Below are 17,081 nucleotides of genomic sequence, written 5' to 3'. Positions count from 1 at the left end.
CGCCCCGCGCCGACCCGCCACGTCACCGACTCGGAGAACAGGCACCCCATGAACGCATCCGCACCGAACAGCCCAGCCGCCGACGCCACCGCGCAGATCGGCGTCACCGGCCTGGGTGTGATGGGCCGCAATCTGGCCCGCAACTTCGCCCGCAACGGCTACACGGTCGCCGTCCACAACCGGTCGCCGCACCGGACCCACGAGTTGATGAAGGAGTACGGCGACGAGGGTGCCTTCGTCCCCGCCGAGACGGCACATGAGTTCGTCGCCGCCCTCGAACGCCCCCGCCGCTTGATGATCATGGTGCAGGCCGGACCGGCCACCGACGCCGTCATCGACGAGTTCGCCGCGCTCATGGAGCCCGGCGACATGATCATCGACGGCGGCAACGCCCACTTCGCCGACACCCGCCGCCGCGAGGCCGCCCTGCGCGAACAGGGCCTGCACTTCGTCGGCGCCGGGGTCTCCGGCGGCGAGGAGGGCGCGCTCAACGGGCCGTCGATCATGCCCGGCGGCTCGGCGGAGTCGTACGCCGTGCTGGGCCCGATGTTCGAGTCCGTCAGCGCGAAGGTCGACGGGGAGCCCTGCTCCACGCACATCGGCACCGACGGCGCCGGGCACTTCGTGAAGATGGTGCACAACGGCATCGAGTACGCCGACATGCAGCTCATCGCCGAGGCCTACGACCTGCTGCGCCAGGTCGGCGGATACCCCCCCGCCGAGATCGCGGACATCTTCCGCCGCTGGAACGAGGGACGGCTCGGCTCCTATCTGATCGAGATCACCGCCGAGGTCCTCGCGCACACGGACGCGGAGACCGGCGGGGCGTTCGTGGACATCGTCAAGGACGCGGCGGGCCAGAAGGGCACCGGGCGCTGGACCGTGCAGACCGCGCTGGAACTGGGTTCGCCGGTCACCGCGATTGCCCAGGCCACCTTCGCCCGCGCCTCCTCCAGCCAGGCGGACCTGCGCGCGGCCTACCGCGGGCTGCCCGGCGGCACCACTCCCCCGCTCAGCCGTACCGAGGCCGACCGCTTCACCGCCCAGGTGGAACAGGCGCTGTACGCCTCGAAGGTCATCGCCTACGACCAGGGCTGGAAGATGATCCAGGACGCGGCCACCGAGTACGGCTGGTCGATCGACCTCGCCGCGGTCGCCGGGATCTGGCGCGGCGGCTGCATCATCCGCGCCTCCTTCCTCGACCGCATCCGCGCCGCCTACACGGCCGATCCGGGTCTGGTCAGCCTGCTCGGCGAGGAGACCTTCGCGCGGGAGATCGGCGACGCGCAGGTCCCGTGGCGCGAGGTCGTGGCCTCCGCGGCCCGCCGGGGTATCCCCGTCCCGGCGTTCTCCGCCGCGCTGTCGCACTACGACACGCTGCGTGCCGAGCGTCTGCCGGCGGCCCTTCTCCAGGGCCAGCGCGACTTCTTCGGCGCCCACACCTACGGGCGTACCGACCGCTCCGGCACCTTCCACACCCACTGGTCCCGGCCCGGCCGCCCGGAGACGACCGCCTGACCAACTCCCGGACCCGGCCCGCCCGCTGAGGCGGGCCGGAAGTCCTCGCGCCCGCTGCTCGCCCACGGCGAGGGCGGGCGCCGCCGTGTTGCGACGCACCCACGAGCCCGGTCGGCACCAGCGTGGTGTCGTGCTCGTCCCGCCCTGTCGCAGCGACCGCAGGACACCCTCACGCGCCGGCGTCCCACTTCACCGACCCCGAGCCGGCCACCCGGAGTCGACCACCTGACCGACCCCGTCTCCGGACCCCGGCCCGCCTTGCACCAGCAAACGAGCCGGGAATCTCCGCGCCCGCTACTCGCCCACCACGAGGGCGGGCGCCGCCGTACTGTCACGCACCACGAGTTCGGTCGGCACCAGGGTGGTGCCGTGCTCGTCACCCCGGTCCCGCATCCGCCGTAGAACACCCTGCACGCACAGGCGGCCGACCTCGGCGAAGTCCTGGTGGACGGTGGTCAGGGGCGGCAGGAAGGAGCCGGCCTCGGGGATGTCGTCGAAGCCGATCACGCTGACGTCCTCGGGGATCCGCCGACCGCGCTCGTGCAGGGCCCGCAGCAGGCCCAGTGCCATCTGGTCGTTGGCCGCGAACACGGCTGTGCAGTCGGCCTGTTGGGCCAGTTCCAGCCCCACGCGGTAACCGGACTCCGCGGACCAGTCGCCGCGCACCACGGGGGGCACGGGCCGTCCCGCGTCGGTGAGTTCGGCGCGCCAGGCGTCGGCGCGGCGCTGGGCCGCGAAGGACTCCTCGGGTCCGGCGAGGTGCCAGACGGTGCGATGGCCGAGGTCGAGGAGATGGCGTACGGCGGCCCGTGCGCCGCCGTTCTGGTCGGTGTCGACCACGCTGTAGCGGTCGCCCGCGTCGGAGTCGGCGACGACGACCTGGACGTGCGGCGGCAGCGAGATGGTCGCCGCGTCGAGGAGGTGGACCTCCATGATCGCGATGACGGCGTCGACGGCGAGTTCGCCGAGCCGGGAGAAGGCGCCGCGCACCTCGTCCTGGGTGGGGACGGCGACCGGCAGCAGCGTGACGGCGTAGCCCTCGTGCGCGGCGGAGGTGGCGATCGCCTCCAGGGTGCGCATGTTGCCGGTGGTGGAGAGGTTGAAGGTGATCACGCCGATGGTGCGGAACTCACCACGCTTGAGCGCGCGGGCGGCGCTGTTGGGCCGGTAGCCCAGTTCCTTCATGGCGGCGAGGACCTGTTGCCGGGTCTCCTCGTTCACACCCGCGTAACCGTTGGACACCCGGGAGACGGTCTGCGAGGACACGCCGGCCAGGCGTGCCACATCGGCCATGGACGCGCTCGGGGCGCGTCGCATCACCCGTTTCCCGCCGCGTCTACGGGGCTCCTCGGTGCCGGCCGAGGCACTGTGCGCTGTGTCCACCCGTCTCCTTCCCCTATCGATCCGATTGCCTGGGGCACGTTTCTCCAAACGGCCCTTGACCACCGACATTGGGGCAGTGTAGACATGCCGCCATCAGATGTTTACGTAAACATAACAGGCCGGGACCCTCTCGGACCTGGGTGTTTACGCAACCATCGCGACGGCGTGTGACGCCGGTTCCGAGATGGACGAGCGAGGAACTACATGACGACGCTTCAGCCCCCTGCGGCCGCGAATCGGCCCCCGGTCCGGCCATCGGCCAAACGGGACCGCCGTTCCTGGACAGGGTGGGGTTTCATCGGCCCCTTCGCGGTGGTCTTCGCCTTCGTCTTCCTGGCTCCGATCGTGTACTCGGTCTATCTCAGCCTGTACCGCAACCAGCTCATCGGCGGAAACCACTTCGTCGGCCTGGACAACTACACACAGGCCTTCCAGGACGACCAGTTCTGGTCCTCCCTGGAGCGGGTCTCGCTGTTCCTGCTGATCCAGGTGCCGATCATGCTCGGTATCGCCCTGTTCGTGGCCCTCGCCCTGGACAGCGGCCGGCTCTTCGGCCGGGACTTCTTCCGGATCACGATCTTCCTGCCGTACGCGGTACCCGCGGTGGTCGCCACCCTGATGTGGGGCTTCATGTACGGCACCCAGTTCGGTCTGGTGGGTGACATCAACAGCGCGTTCGGTGTCACGCTGCCCGACCCGCTCTCCACGCACCTGGTGCTGGCGTCGATCGGCAACATCGTGACCTGGGAGTTCGTCGGCTACAACATGCTGATCTTCTACTCCGCGCTGCGGGTCATCCCGAACTCGCTGTACGAGGCCGCGGAGATCGACGGTGCCGGGCAGTTCCGCGTCATCACCGCCATCAAGCTCCCCGCGATCCGCGGTGCGCTGGTCATCGCGACGATCTTCTCGATCATCGGCAGCTTCCAGCTCTTCAACGAGCCGAGCATCCTGCGACCGCTGGCACGCAACGCGATCACGACGGACTACACCCCGAACTTCTACACGTACTCGCTGTCCTTCAACGGCCAGCAGCACAACTACTCCGCGGCGGTCGCGATCATCATGGGCCTGATCACCATGGTCATCGCCTATGTCGTGCAGCTTCGCGGCATGCGCAAGGGAGCCTGACCATGAGCACCCCCGTCACCACCGCCTCGGCGTCGGCGCCCGCACCGTCCGGCGGCGGCTCCCGGACCGCGCCCCGGCTGCGCACGCCCCGCAAGAAGCACACGCCCGGGCGCCCCAGGCGCAGCGTGCTGCTGACCGTGCTCACCGGTCTGATCCTGGTCTACACCGTGGTGCCCCTGATCTGGCTGGTCATCAGCGCCACCAAGACCCAGTCGGGGCTGGCCGACTCCAACGGCCTGTGGTTCGCGCACCGTTTCGCCCTCTGGTCGAACATCCACGACACGTTCACCTACCACGACGGCATCTTCGGCCGGTGGCTGCTGAACACCCTGCTCTACGTCGTGCTCGGCGCCGGCGGGGCCACCTTCCTGGCGATCCTCGGCGGCTACGCGCTGGCGAAGTTCAACTTCCCCGGGAAGCGCGCGATCTTCGCCGTGGTCATAGGTGCCGTAGCCGTCCCGGGCACGGCCCTCGCGGTGCCCACCTTCCTGATGTTCAGCAAGATCGGGCTGACGGACACCCCGTGGGCGGTGATCATCCCCTCGCTGATCTCGCCGTTCGGCCTCTATCTGATGTGGGTCTTCGCCACCGAGGCCATCCCCGTCGAACTCCTCGAAGCCGCCCGTATGGACGGAGCGGGCGAGATCCGCACCTTCTTCCAGGTCTCGCTGCCGCTGCTCGCCCCCGGTGTGGTCACGGTGCTGCTGTTCACCACGGTCGCGACCTGGAACAACTACTTCCTGCCGCTGATCATGCTCAGGGATCCCAACTGGTACCCGCTGACCCTGGGTCTGAGCGCCTGGAGTTCCCAGGCCCAGACGATCGGCGGCGACGTCATCTTCAACCTGGTGATCACCGGTTCGCTGCTCACCATCGTGCCGCTGATCGCGGCGTTCCTGCTGCTGCAGAAGTACTGGCAGTCGGGTCTCGCCGCCGGAAGCGTCAAGGAATAACCCACCCTCAAGTAGTCCCACCCACGAAGAAGTGGAAGCACCTCCATGCGCAGAACCACCGGCCGCCTGCTGCGCGGCCTCGCCCTCCTCTCCGTCCTCTCCCTGGGGGCGACGGCGTGCGGCAGTTCGGACGACGACAGCTCCAGCACCAAGGCGGTCTCGGCCTCGGACATCCAGGCGGCCCTGAAGAAGGGCGGCTCCGTCACGGTCTGGGCCTGGGAGCCCACGCTGAAGAAGGTCGCGGCCGACTTCGAGAAGAAGTACCCCAAGGTCAAGATCAACCTGGTCAGCGACAAGTCCGGTGACAAGTACTACACCGCGCTGTCGAACGCGATCGCGGCCGGCAAGGGCGTCCCGGACGTCTCCCAGGTCGAGTACTTCGCGCTGAGCCAGTACTCCCTGACCAAGGGTCTCAGCGACCTGGCCCCCTACGGCGCCGACAAGCTGGCCTCCAAGTACACGGCCGGTCCGTGGAACGCGGTGAGCGACGGCGACAAGGTCTACGGCCTGCCGATGGACTCGGGCCCGATGGCGATGTTCTACAACAAGAAGGTCTTCGACAAGTACAAGATCGCCGTCCCGACCACCTGGGACGAGTACGTCGTCGCGGCCCGCAAGCTGCACAAGGCCGACCCGAAGGCGTACATCGCCAACGACGCCGGTGACGCCGGCTTCACCACCAGCATGCTGTGGCAGGCCGGTTCGCGCCCCTACAAGGTCGACGGCACCAAGGTGACGGTCAACTTCGAGGACGCGGGCGCCAAGAAGTACACGGAGACGTGGCAGAAGCTCATCGACGAGAAGCTCGTCTCGCCCATCAACGGCTGGACCGACGACTGGTACAAGGGCCTCGGTGACGGCACCATCGCCACCCTGACCACCGGTGCCTGGATGCCCGCCAACTTCGTCAGCGGTGTGGCCGGTGCCTCCGGTGACTGGCGCGCGGCCCCGATGCCGCAGTGGACCGCGGGCGCCAAGGCCAGCGCGGAGAACGGCGGTTCGTCCCTCGCCCTGCCGACGCTGGGCAAGAACAAGGAACTCGCCTACGCGTTCGTCGAGTACGCCAACGCGGGCGCCGGCGTCCAGACCCGTGTCGACCAGGGTGCCTTCCCGGCGACCAAGGCGGAACTCCAGTCCTCCGCGTTCCTGAACAAGGAGTTCCCGTACTTCGGCGGCCAGAAGGCCAACGAGATCTTCGCCCAGTCCGCGTCCGAGGTCGCTTCCGACTGGTCGTACCTGCCCTTCCAGCAGTACGCCAACTCGATCTTCAACGACACCGTCGGCAAGGCCTACATCTCGGGCACCACGCTGGCGCAGGGTCTGAAGAGCTGGCAGGACGCCTCCGTCAAGTACGGCAACGAGCAGGGCTTCACGGTCAACAAGTGACCCGCTCGAAGTAACCGGCACGAAGAAGTACCGGCACCTCCCCGGAGCCGCCGCCGAGCAGCGCTCGCTCGGCGGCGGCCGCCCGGAATCCACCCCGCATCTCGCAGCGCCTGTGCAGTCACCGGAAGGACCCCCATGATCTCCACCCTCCTGTCCCAGTTGCGGCACGGGCCGGACGGTGACGCCACCCCCCGTCTCGCCTACGGCGCCGACTACAACCCGGAGCAGTGGCCTCGCGAGGTGTGGGACGAGGACATCCGGCTGATGCGCGAGGCCGGCGTCAACATCGTCTCGGTGGGGATCTTCTCCTGGGCCCGTATCCAACCGGCCCGGGACGCATGGGACTTCGGCTGGCTCGACGAGATCATGGATCTGCTGCACGCGGGCGGCATCGGCGTCGACCTGGCCACCGCGACCGCGTCCCCGCCGCCGTGGCTGAGCACGGAGCACCCGGAGATCCTCCCGGTGACCGCCGCCGGCGAGACCCTGTGGCCGGGCGGCCGTCAGCACTGGCGTCCCACCTCGCCGGTCTTCCGCGAGCACGCGCTGCGCCTGGTACGGAAGTTGGCCGAGCGGTACGCGGACCACCCCGCGCTCGTGGCCTGGCACGTCTCGAACGAGCTGGGCTGCCACAACATCTACGACTACTCCGACGACGCGGCCCGCGCCTTCCGCGACTGGCTGCGCACCCGCTACTCCACCGTCGAGACCCTCAACCAGGCCTGGGGCACGGCCTTCTGGTCGCAGCGGTACAGCGACTGGGAGCAGATACTTCCGCCCCGGCTGGCCGCGTCCTTCCCGAACCCGACCCAGCAGCTCGACTTCAAGCGCTTCTCCTCCGACGCGCTCAAGGACCATCTGCGCGCGGAGCGCGACCTGTTGCGCGAGATCACTCCCGATGTGCCGGTCACCACGAACTTCATGGTGATGGGCAACACCAAGGGCATGAACTACGCCGACTGGGCCGCCGAGATCGACTTCGTCTCCAACGACCACTACGTCACGCCGGGTTCGCAGGACCGCGACGAGCTGTCCTTCTCCGCCAACCTCGTCAGCGGCATCTCCGCCGGCCGCCCCTGGTTCCTGATGGAGCACTCCACCAGCGCGGTCAACTGGCAGCCCGTCAACGTGGCCAAGCGCCCCGGCGACCTGGCCCGCGACTCACTGCTGCACGTCGCGCACGGTGCCGACGCCGTCTGCTACTTCCAGTGGCGGCAGTCGGCGGCCGGCGCCGAGAAGTACCACTCCGCGATGGTCCCGCACGCCGGTGCCGACAGCGAGGTCTTCCGCGCGGTGGCCGAACTCGGCCGCACCCTGCGGACGTTGGCGCCGATCGCGGGCACGGACCGCGAGACGGCCCGGGTCGGCATCGTCTTCGACTGGGAGTCCTGGTGGGCCAGCGAGCAGGACTCGCACCCCACCGACCGGCTCGACTACCGCCAGGAGGCGCTGGACTGGTACTCCGCCCTCCTCGACCTCGGTGTGCGGGCCGACATCGTCACCGCGCAGACCGCCCTGGACCGCTACGACGTGGTGATCACGCCGGTCCTGCACATGATCCCGGCAGCCCTGTCCAAGGAACTCACGCGCTACGTCGAACAGGGCGGCCATCTGGTCTCCACCTACTTCTCCGGTGTCGTCGACGAGAACGACCACATCTGGCTCGGCGGCTACCCGGGCGCCCTGCGCGACCTGTTGGGTATCCGCATCGAGGAGTTCGGCCCGCTGCTCGACGGCGACACGGTCGAGCTGGACCTCGACACCGCCGCCACGGGCTCCCTGTGGACCGACCGGATCACGGTGACCGACCCGGAGGTGGAGGTGCTGGCCCAGTACCGCAGCGGCGCGTACACCGGCCGCCCCGCGGTCACCCGCCGTACGGTGGGCGGGGGTTCGGCCGCGTACGTCTCCACCCGACTGGGCCGCGAGGGCCTCACCGGTCTGCTCCCTCAGTTGCTCGCGCCCGCCGGTGTCGGCAGCGAACTGCCGGACACCGCAAGGGGATTTGTCGAACTGACCGTGCGCCGCAACGCCGACAGCCGCTACCTGTTCCTGGTCAACCGGACCGACGGGACAGTGCCGTTGACCGGGCTGGCCGGTGAACTGCTGGTCGGCAGCGCGGGCGAGGACGGTTTCCCTGTGCTCTCCCCCAGGGACGTCGCTGTCGTACGCCGGCCCGTCAGGTGAGCTCGAGCAGCCCCCGGCGGACGGCCTCCGACACGGCCGCCGCCCGGTTGTCGACCTTGAACTTGCGGTAGATCCGCACCAGATGGGTCTTGATCGTGGCCTCGCTGAGGAACAACGCCTCAGCGATGGCCCGGTTGCTGCGCCCCTCGGCCATCAGCCGGACGACCTCGACCTCGCGCCGGGTCAACTCCTGGGCGGGATCAACCACTTGGCCGACGAGTTCACCGACGATCTCCGCCGCCAGCCCGACCGAGCCGGCGGCGGCCGTACGGACCGCCTGGAACAGTTCCTCCGGCGGCCCCGCCTTGAGCACGTAACCGCGGGCGCCCGCCTCCAACGCCCGTACGACATCGGCTCGTCCGGCGTAGCTGGTCAGCATCACCACCGCCACACCCGGCGCCCGCGCGGCGAGCCGACGGACAGCCTCGACGCCGTCGATCCCACTGCCCGGTCCGGCGAACCGCAGATCCATCAGCGCCACGTCGGGCGTCAACTGGGCCGCCACGCGTACGGCTTCCTCACCACTGCCGGCCTCGGCGACCACGTCGAGGTCCGGTTCGCCGTCGAGCAGTGCGCGCAGCCCGGCCCGTACGACGGCGTGGTCGTCCGCGATCAGGACGCGGAGCGGTCCGGCGGTCATGAGGCGGTGGCCGCGGCGAGTGGCAGCACCTGCCGAATCCGGGACGGGGCGGACACCGTGGCACGGACCCTGGTCCCCCGGCCCGGCACGCTGCTCACGTCGAGGTCTCCCCCGCACTCACGCAGTCGCGCCCTGGCCGCGGGCAGCCCGAACCCGCGGTCCGCGCGGGCACCGGCCGCGAAGGCCGCGGCCGGGTCGAATCCCCGCCCGTCGTCGGCCACTTCGAGTTCCACCCGGTCCCGGTGACGCCGGAAGGTGACCAACACGCTTCCCGCGTGGGCGTGTTCGCGCACGTTCGCCAGTGTGCTCTGGGCGACACGGAAGAGGGCGGTGGCCGTGTGGTCGTCGAGCACCGGCCGATGCGCGCCCACCGTACGGAACTGGACGCCGGCTCCGGCGCCTTCGGTCCCCGATCGGGCGCACAGCAGACGCAGGGCGCCTTCCAGGCCCTCCTCGGCGACGGCGGCTGGCGTGAGATCGCGGATGATCCTCCGGGTCTCCGCGAGGTTGCCGCCCAGGCCGTCGGCCACGGCACGGACCCTGGTGCGTGCCTGGTCCGGCCGCTCGTCCCAGTCACGCTGGGCCGCCTGGAGCAGCATCACGCTGCCGGCGAGTTCCTGGGCCAGCGTGTCGTGCAGGTCGCGGGCGATACGGGTCCGCTCCGCCAGCGCACCCGCCTCACGCTGTTGCTCGGCGAGGGTGTCCCGCGTGTCCCGCAACTCCTCCACGAGCCGCTGGCGGACGGCCGCGTCCCGCTGCTGATTCCGGTAGAGGGCGACGGTCGCCCACACCGCGGCGACGGGAACCAGCGCGACCTCGGGATCGAACCGGCCCGTGGACCGGACGAGCGACCCGACCAGCACGACGGTGATCACGGCCACCGTCACCACGGCGGCCCGTCGGCCGAGCACTCTCAGGGCGGCGCAGGCGAGCGGAACGGCGCACCACACGTAGGCGGTGGTCAGCGGTGCCGGGGTGAGGAAGGTCAGAACGGTCCACAGCAGGAGCAGTACGGGGATCCAGGCGCGCCGGCCGAACAGCCCGAGCCGGTTCCACCAGGTCAGCCCGACCGCGTACACCAGTGCCAGCGCTCCGCTGACGCTCACGATGTACCAGCACAACGGAATGTCGAGCACGGTGAGCCGGACGAAGCCCGCCCCGACGACCAGGAAGAACGCGAGATGGGACACGTGGTCCAGGGTGGGCCGGCTGCCGCGAGCGGTCAGCGGAGCGGGAGCGGACACGGCAGATCCCCTTGGGCCGAAAGATCCGGACAGGGCTCCCGAGTCTATCGACCACCTGTATGACCGGTGTGAACGGTGGGGTCCGTCATGCCCCCGGGTGGAGCCCCAGCCAGCCCGGCGAGGGATCGCCCTTCACCTCGCCGAAGTAGAGGGCGAAGGTCTGCTTCCAGCGCTCGACCGCCGCGCGGTCGGCCATGAACCGGGGGAAGCCGTCGATGTTCGCGTTCGGGTACTCCCAGATCGGCTTCAGGCCCGCCGGGAGCGTGATGTCGGTACGTACCGACCAGCCGTTGAAGGACGCCTGCTGCTGGGCGGCGGACAGCTGCCAGTTGAGGTAGAGCTTGGCGGCCGTCGGGTTCTTGGCCTGCTTCAGGATCGCGGCGCGCTGGCCCCAGGCCATGAAGGGATGGCCGTCGGGGACGACCCACTTCACAGGAGACGTGGAGAGCAGCGTGCCCGACGAGGCGACGCCGATCGCCTTCTGTCCGGCGCGGACCGCGTCTCCCGGGGAGTTGCTGCCCCGGGCGAACCGCACGTCCTGCCCGGCGAGCGCGGTCACCCACTCCCAGCCGTACCGCTGCGCGTACAGCGTGTAGAGGTAGAGGGCCGCGTCGTCGTCGTGCGGGTAGGACGAGGCAATCTTCCCCTTCCACTTCGGGTCGATCAGTTCGAGCGGGGACTTGGGCGCATCCGCGCCGACGGCGGCGACGTCGTACAGGAAGCTGAAGGCGATCGCGGCGATCGCGACCCAGGCGCCCTGCGGGTCCTTGAAGCCGTCGTGGACCTTGGAGAACCCGGCCGGCTTGTAGGGCAGCAGTCGGCCCTGCTCCTTCCAGCGCGTGAAGTCCTGCAGTGTCTGGAGCTGTACGACGTCGGGGACGAGGGTGTTGGTCGCGAACTGGTTGTCCACGCGCACGTCGTGGTACTTGCTGTAGTCGACTATCAGCGTCAGATCGATCTCGGGGAAACGCTTCCGGAAGGCGGCCTTGGTGGCGTCCTGCTGGGTCGGCGTGTCACCACCGGCGTAGATCACGAGCTTGCCGCCGTCCGCGAGAGCGGCCCGGTACAGCTCGTCGAGCGACCTGGTCTCCTCCCGCGAGGAGCGGAGGGACGGGACAGCCGCGGCGGGAGTGCCCGTGGCACCGAGCACGCTCATTCCGAGAGCGGCACCGGCTCCGCCGGCAAGTACACGTCGTCTGCTGAGGAAGCTGGACACGCTGTGGGACCTCTCTGATGGGGGGCTCGAAGCCATGGGCTGCGTGGGCGGGAACCCGGCGCCATGGTCCTTCGTGATTCTTCAGCCGCTCAGGGGTCGTTCGCGTCGTCTGTACGGAGCGAGGGATGCGCGAGAGGTTGAAGTCGCGTTCAACCGATCGGTTGAACACGAAGCCGCCGATCCCCTCCACTCAGTCGTGCAGCGGGGCCCGTGCCATGTCGCCGACCTGTCGTACCTGATCGACCGTCAGGCGCCGACGGGAACACCCAGGACGGTCGAGAAGTCGGTCAGCAGGTCGGCCGTGAGTACCTTACGGCCGCTGCCCACGACTCCGTACGTGGATGCGGCCCAGTACCGGGCCGTCAGGCACAGAAAGGTCCGGGCGATCCCGGTCCAGCTCAGGTTGCGGTTGCCGACCGTGCGGATGAGTACGCCACCGGGACCGCGCTCGAACACGAAGAAGTCGGCGGCGTGCAGCTGCAACACCGGCGCGAGCCTCCGGAGGAACGTAGGGCTCGGCACCGTCCCCTCGAACACGGCGCGGAGTTCGGGTTCCGGGATCGCCGCCGATCTCGACAGGTCGGCGATGTCCAGCTGCCAGTGACTCGTCAACCGTGCCAGCAGTGCGTCGAAGGCCGGAAGCCCGTCACCCCGCGGCCGTCGGGCGCAGCCCCGCGAGGGTGACCGAGACGAGTCGGCGTGCCGCCGCTCTGGACGGCAGGACGCCTGCCGCGGCGAGGGCATGCAGGCAGTAGGTCGCCAGTTCGTCCGGGGAGACATCGTCGCGGATGTCACCGGCCCGCACGCCCTCCGCCAGGAGTTCGCTCAGGAAGCGATGGAGGTGCCGCTCGGCGCCGGCGACATGATCGCCCCGGTGCAGCAGCGCGCCGAGTTCGGGGCCGTGACCGTGACGCCGCTGCTGGATGAGCGCGAACGCCTCCAGTACCGCTCGCAGCCGCTCACCCGCACTGCCGGTGCCGTCCCGGAGTGCGGCGAGTTCGCGGAGATGTCCGGCGACCTGCTCCTCGTGCCACGCCGTCATGATCGACTCGACGTCCGGGAAGTACTTGTACAGCGTGGCCCTGCCGATGCCACTCTCCTCGGCGATCTTCGACATCGTCACCGAACGCAGCCCACGCTCGGTCACCAGCACCGCAGTGGTCTCCAGCACCGCGTCGCGTACAGCGCGGCGGTGCTCCTCGATGGTCTCGTTCCAGAGCTTCGGCACGGTCTCAGCATACGTCGCGCCGCCATCGATACACGATGAATTGACAGCGACACAGTGTATTGATAAAGCTGTCCAGGTCGACTCACCGGAGCCCCCACACCCGACCGAACCGAGGACCCCATGCTCGCCGCCGAAGCACGCATAGCCACCGAACGCCCCACCCGGTACCTCGTACAACTCTGCAAGCACTTCGACAACAAGGGCCGCCATCTGACCCATCGCCCGCGGACACACACGCCCCCGAACGCCCCGGACATCCGCCCCGACCAGATCCTGGTCGAGTGGACGGACAGCGACGGGACGCTCCGCCTGCCATGGGGGCAGTGCACACTCCGGGCCACCCCCGGCATGCTGCGGGTGCGCGTCGAGGCCGAGGACCAGGAGAACCTGGGGCGACTCCAGGATCTCGTCACGACACACATCGGCAGGTTCAGCAGGCGCGATCCGTTGACGGTGGACTGGAACCCGTCCGAGGCGACCGTCGACCGACCCGGCGAGGCAACTCCGACACGCCAACGACACGGCGGCCGGACCAAGTTCGTGGTCATCGGCATGACAACCGTCGCCGTGGCCCTGCACCTCGCGCTCGGCGGAACCGTCCTGGCCCAGATGTCGTGGACGGGCTGGGTCGTGGGATTTCTGGCGACGGTCGTCGTGATGAAGGTGACCCTCCTGGGCCGTCTCGCGCTCCATCATCACGGGCGCCGTACCGAATAGATCCAGCCTCAACCACCATCACCCCTCTCCCCGCTCACTCGGCCGCGATGCGTGCATGCATGCGTGCGCTAAATACCCCCTAGGGGTATAGTCCTGCCGAACGCACACCGGAGAGGGGCGGATCCATGGGAGCGATCGGGCACGCGTTGTCCATTGCCGGTTCGATGACCTGGGAGGTCACCTGGGCGCTGATCCTCGGCTTCACGCTCTCCGCCGTCGTGCAGGCGGTGGTCCGCCGGTCGACGGTCGAACGGCTGCTCGGCGACGACCGGCCGCGCACGCTCATGCTGTCCGCCGGACTCGGCGCGGCCTCGTCCTCGTGCTCGTACGCGGCCGTCGCGCTCGCCCGCTCCCTGTTCCGCAAGGGCGCGAACTTCACCGCGGCCATGGCCTTCGAGATCGCCTCCACCAATCTGGTCGTCGAACTCGGCGTGATCCTGGCCCTGTTGATGGGCTGGCAGTTCACCGCCGCCGAATTCGTCGGCGGACCGATCATGATCGTGGTGCTCGCGGTGCTGTTCCGCCTCTTCCTGCGCGACCAGCTGCTGCACCGGGCGCAGGAGCAGGCCGAGCGCGGGGTGGCCGGTTCCATGGAGGGGCACGCGGCGATGGACATGTCGATCGGAGGTGAGGGGAGTTTCGTCCGCCGGCTCTTCTCGCGGGACGGGTTCACGTCCGTCGCGCACATCTTCGTGATGGAGTGGGCCGCGATCCTGCGCGACCTGGTGGCCGGGCTGTTGATCGCGGGGGCGATCGCCGCCTGGGTGCCGGACAGCTTCTGGCACACGTTCTTCCTCGCCGATCACCCCCTCGCCGCGAAGCTGGTCGGACCGCTCGTCGGCCCGTTGGTGGCCATCGCGACCTTTGTCTGCTCGATCGGCAACGTGCCCCTCGCGGTGGTGCTGTGGAAGGGCGGCATCAGCTTCGGCGGGGTGATCGCCTTCATCTACGCCGACCTGCTGATCCTGCCGATCCTGAACATCTACCGGAAGTACTACGGCGCCCGGATGGCCGGCTTCCTGTTGGTCACGTTCTTCACCGCGATGGCCGTCGCCGGCTATGTCGTGGAGTTCGCCTTCGGCGGTCTTGGCCTGATCCCCGACCAGGCCGACGCGAAGATCCCGGACGACGGCATCACCTGGAACTACACGACCTGGCTCAACATCGCCTTCCTGCTGCTGGCCGCGAGCCTGGTCGTACGGTTCCTGCGCAGCGGCGGCCCGGCGATGCTGCGGATGATGGGCGGTTCACCGGATCACGGCGAGCCGGAGCAGGAGCACGAGCACCACAACCATCACTAGCCGGAGCGCCGCTTGCCGCCGAATTCCCACGCCGTACTGGTCAGTTCACTGTAAAGAACCTTGACAGACGATTGGTCTAGTCCAAATATGGTCGCTGTTCGCCCCAGTTCGGGGCGGCTTCTCTCCTTTCAGCATGGGAGCGTCAATGAGACGACCTGGGCCTCTTCGCGCGTCGCTGTCCTGCGCGGCCGTAACCGCCTTGTCCACGGGGCTTGTCGCACTCAGTGGGGGTGCCGCGAACGCAGATCATCGCGCGCGGCCCATGCCGGACCATGTCTCGGCGCCGTACTTCGAGGCGTGGACCGGCGAGAGCCCGGCCGCGCTCGCTGCGGCGTCCGGCAACAAGTACCTCACGATGGCCTTTCTGCAGACCGAGGCGGCCGGTTCGTGCACGGCGTACTGGAACGGCCTGCCCGCCCAGCCGATCGCCAAGTCCACCTTCGGCAAGGACATCGCCACGATCCAGGCGCACGGCGGCAACGTCATCCCGTCCTTCGGCGGCTACAGCGCGGACACCACCAACACCGAACTGGCCGACAGCTGCACCGATGTCGACGCCATCGCCAAGGTCTACGAGAGCCTGGTCACGACCTACGGCGTGAGCCGCATCGACCTCGACATCGAGGCCGACTCCATCAACAACACCGCGGGTATCGACCGCCGCAACAAGGCGATCGCGAAGGTGCAGCGCTGGGCCCAACGCACGGGCCGCAGCGTGGAGTTCTCCTACACGCTGCCGACGACCACCACCGGTCTCGCGCCCAACGGTGTGGCACTGCTGCAGAACGCGGTCGACAACGGAGCGCGCGTCGACGTCGTCAACATCATGACGTTCGACTACTACGACGGCGCCAGCCACGACATGGCCGAGGACACCAAGACCGCCGCGACCGGCCTGCACTCCCAACTCGCCGCGCTGTACCCGAAAACGAACCCGGCGAGGCTGTGGAAGAGGATCGGCGTCACCGAGATGCCCGGCATCGACGACTTCGGCCCGGCGGAGACCTTCACCACTCAGAACGCCGTCACCGTGAAGAAGTGGGCCGAGGCCCAGGGCATCAACACGCTCTCCTTCTGGGCGCTCCAGCGCGACAACGGCGGCTGCGTGGGCACCGGCGGCGCCAACAACTGCTCCGGGATCGCCCAGGACACCTGGTACTTCAGCCACACCTTCAAGTCGTTCCCCCGCCGGTGACGGGGAGGATCAACTCCCAGGTGTCGACCCCGAAGTCGGGGGTCATGCCGTGCCGTTCGTACAGGGCGAGCGCGTTGCTCGTGTTGTCGGTGTCCACGCCCAGGCCGATGCGGTCGCGGCCCAGCGCCGCGTAGTGGCCGAAGCCGTACCGCAGGAGGTGACTGCCCAGGCCCCGGCCACGGGCCTGGCGCAGGACGGCGAGGTTGCCGATCCAGGCCATGGAGGCGCGGTCGTTGTGGCTGCGCAGCAGCCCGGCGTCCCCGAGGCCGTCGACGTGGGCGAGCCAGATCAGCGACCAGTCGACGCGCTCGCCGTCGATGTCGTCCAACCACTGTGTGTAGGTGCGGTACTGGAAGTCGAAGTGCTCGGTCATGGCTTCCTGGAGCAGCGCGTGGGCGCGTCGACGGTCCGCTTCCTCAAGGCAGGGGCGCAGCGACACGCCGGGCCGGGAAGGGGGCAACGGATCGGACGACGGCGACAGTCGACGGGCCATCACGTTGTAGCGGCGGACCGGTTGCCAGCCTCGGGCACGCAGTGCGGGCAGGTCCATGGTGGGGGCCAGGGTGAGGTGCAGGTGCACCACGGCGCGGGGCGCTCCGTTGGCGGCGGCGCGCTCCGCGGCCCTGGTCTCCATCAGGTCGAGCAGGTGCAGGGCGCCCGGCAGTCGGCCCGGCACGATGTAGTGGTCGATGTCGATCCGCTCGCCGCCCGAGTCGTCCCACAGCAGGCCGTATCCGATCAGGCGGGCGCCGTCGAAGAGCAGCCAGGAGTCGCGCTCCAGGTCCACTTCGGGGTGCTTGAAGTCCGTCTGGATCTCGGCTAGTTCGGTGTCCGGGCGGCCGATCTCCAGGATGTCGATCTCGTTGAGCAGGGCGCAGACCGCCGCCGCGTCGTCGGGTGTCGCCGGGCGGACGCGCAGGCCGCACGGCAGAGCGGTGGGGGCGGTCATGCACCCACTGTCCGGTGACGGCCCCCGGGCTCG

At 69.1% G+C, this 17,081-nt stretch carries 15 protein-coding genes; 8 read left to right on the top strand and 7 right to left on the bottom strand.

What is annotated here, in order from left to right:
* The first annotated feature begins 48 nt into the window (after positions 1 to 48).
* Complete coding sequence (gndA, locus tag OC490_RS41515; protein WP_262063233.1) at positions 49 to 1,518, top strand: NADP-dependent phosphogluconate dehydrogenase; 1,470 nt, start codon at positions 49 to 51, stop codon at positions 1,516 to 1,518.
* A 294-nt stretch (positions 1,519 to 1,812) separates the two neighbouring features.
* Here gndA and OC490_RS41510 read toward each other — a convergent pair whose 3' ends face one another.
* A complete protein-coding gene (locus OC490_RS41510; protein ID WP_262063232.1) occupies positions 1,813 to 2,835 on the bottom strand; it encodes a LacI family DNA-binding transcriptional regulator in 1,023 nt (340 codons plus the stop codon).
* Between the two features lie 270 nt (positions 2,836 to 3,105).
* On the opposite strand from OC490_RS41510, the gene OC490_RS41505 reads away from it, so the two are divergent.
* The 4 genes from OC490_RS41505 (at position 3,106) to OC490_RS41490 (ending at position 8,558) form a co-directional block, all read left to right on the top strand.
* On the top strand, positions 3,106 to 4,032 hold the full coding sequence (locus tag OC490_RS41505; RefSeq protein ID WP_262063231.1) for a carbohydrate ABC transporter permease: 927 nt from the start codon (positions 3,106 to 3,108) through the stop codon (positions 4,030 to 4,032).
* A 2-nt stretch (positions 4,033 to 4,034) separates the two neighbouring features.
* A complete protein-coding gene (locus OC490_RS41500; protein ID WP_262063230.1) occupies positions 4,035 to 4,985 on the top strand; it encodes a carbohydrate ABC transporter permease in 951 nt (316 codons plus the stop codon).
* A 45-nt stretch (positions 4,986 to 5,030) separates the two neighbouring features.
* Positions 5,031 to 6,371: an ABC transporter substrate-binding protein gene (locus OC490_RS41495; protein ID WP_262063229.1), complete on the top strand. Its 1,341-nt coding sequence runs from the start codon at positions 5,031 to 5,033 to the stop codon at positions 6,369 to 6,371.
* Positions 6,372 to 6,506: 135 nt separating this feature from the next.
* A complete protein-coding gene (locus tag OC490_RS41490; protein ID WP_262063228.1) occupies positions 6,507 to 8,558 on the top strand; it encodes a beta-galactosidase in 2,052 nt (683 codons plus the stop codon).
* Here the strand turns inward: OC490_RS41490 and OC490_RS41485 are convergent.
* From OC490_RS41485 to OC490_RS41465, 5 genes are all read right to left on the bottom strand, one after another.
* A complete protein-coding gene (locus tag OC490_RS41485) occupies positions 8,551 to 9,198 on the bottom strand; it encodes a response regulator (protein WP_262063227.1) in 648 nt (215 codons plus the stop codon). The genes OC490_RS41490 and OC490_RS41485 overlap by 8 nt on opposite strands.
* On the bottom strand, positions 9,195 to 10,442 hold the full coding sequence (locus tag OC490_RS41480) for a sensor histidine kinase (RefSeq protein WP_262063226.1): 1,248 nt from the start codon (positions 10,440 to 10,442) through the stop codon (positions 9,195 to 9,197). The genes OC490_RS41485 and OC490_RS41480 overlap by 4 nt, the downstream gene beginning before the upstream one ends.
* An 85-nt stretch (positions 10,443 to 10,527) precedes the next feature.
* The gene (locus OC490_RS41475; RefSeq protein WP_410099245.1) at positions 10,528 to 11,598 is read right to left on the bottom strand and encodes an ABC transporter substrate-binding protein; all 1,071 of its coding nucleotides are present in this window, start codon (positions 11,596 to 11,598) and stop codon (positions 10,528 to 10,530) included.
* Positions 11,599 to 11,904: 306 nt separating this feature from the next.
* Complete coding sequence (locus tag OC490_RS41470) at positions 11,905 to 12,270, bottom strand: hypothetical protein (protein WP_262063224.1); 366 nt, start codon at positions 12,268 to 12,270, stop codon at positions 11,905 to 11,907.
* A 34-nt stretch (positions 12,271 to 12,304) separates the two neighbouring features.
* Positions 12,305 to 12,886: a TetR/AcrR family transcriptional regulator gene (locus tag OC490_RS41465; RefSeq protein WP_262063223.1), complete on the bottom strand. Its 582-nt coding sequence runs from the start codon at positions 12,884 to 12,886 to the stop codon at positions 12,305 to 12,307.
* A gap of 120 nt (positions 12,887 to 13,006) precedes the next feature.
* On the opposite strand from OC490_RS41465, the gene OC490_RS41460 reads away from it, so the two are divergent.
* The 3 genes from OC490_RS41460 (at position 13,007) to OC490_RS41450 (ending at position 16,099) form a co-directional block, all read left to right on the top strand.
* Positions 13,007 to 13,603 (top strand): DUF2218 domain-containing protein, encoded by a 597-nt coding sequence (locus OC490_RS41460; RefSeq protein ID WP_262063222.1) that lies wholly within the window; start codon positions 13,007 to 13,009, stop codon positions 13,601 to 13,603.
* A gap of 125 nt (positions 13,604 to 13,728) precedes the next feature.
* Positions 13,729 to 14,904 carry a permease gene (locus OC490_RS41455; protein WP_262063221.1) on the top strand — a complete coding sequence of 392 codons (1,176 nt, stop codon included), beginning with the start codon at positions 13,729 to 13,731 and terminating at the stop codon, positions 14,902 to 14,904.
* Positions 14,905 to 15,166: 262 nt separating this feature from the next.
* The gene (locus OC490_RS41450; RefSeq protein WP_315986729.1) at positions 15,167 to 16,099 is read left to right on the top strand and encodes a chitinase; all 933 of its coding nucleotides are present in this window, start codon (positions 15,167 to 15,169) and stop codon (positions 16,097 to 16,099) included.
* Here the strand turns inward: OC490_RS41450 and OC490_RS41445 are convergent.
* Positions 16,077 to 17,048: a GNAT family N-acetyltransferase gene (locus OC490_RS41445; RefSeq protein ID WP_262063220.1), complete on the bottom strand. Its 972-nt coding sequence runs from the start codon at positions 17,046 to 17,048 to the stop codon at positions 16,077 to 16,079. The genes OC490_RS41450 and OC490_RS41445 overlap by 23 nt on opposite strands.
* Positions 17,049 to 17,081: the final 33 nt, after the last annotated feature.

It is taken from the genome of Streptomyces sp. STR69 (assembly GCF_024519455.1).
Classification (GTDB): Bacteria; Actinomycetota; Actinomycetes; order Streptomycetales; family Streptomycetaceae; genus Streptomyces.
This window is presented reverse-complemented; position numbering and strand designations above follow the sequence as displayed.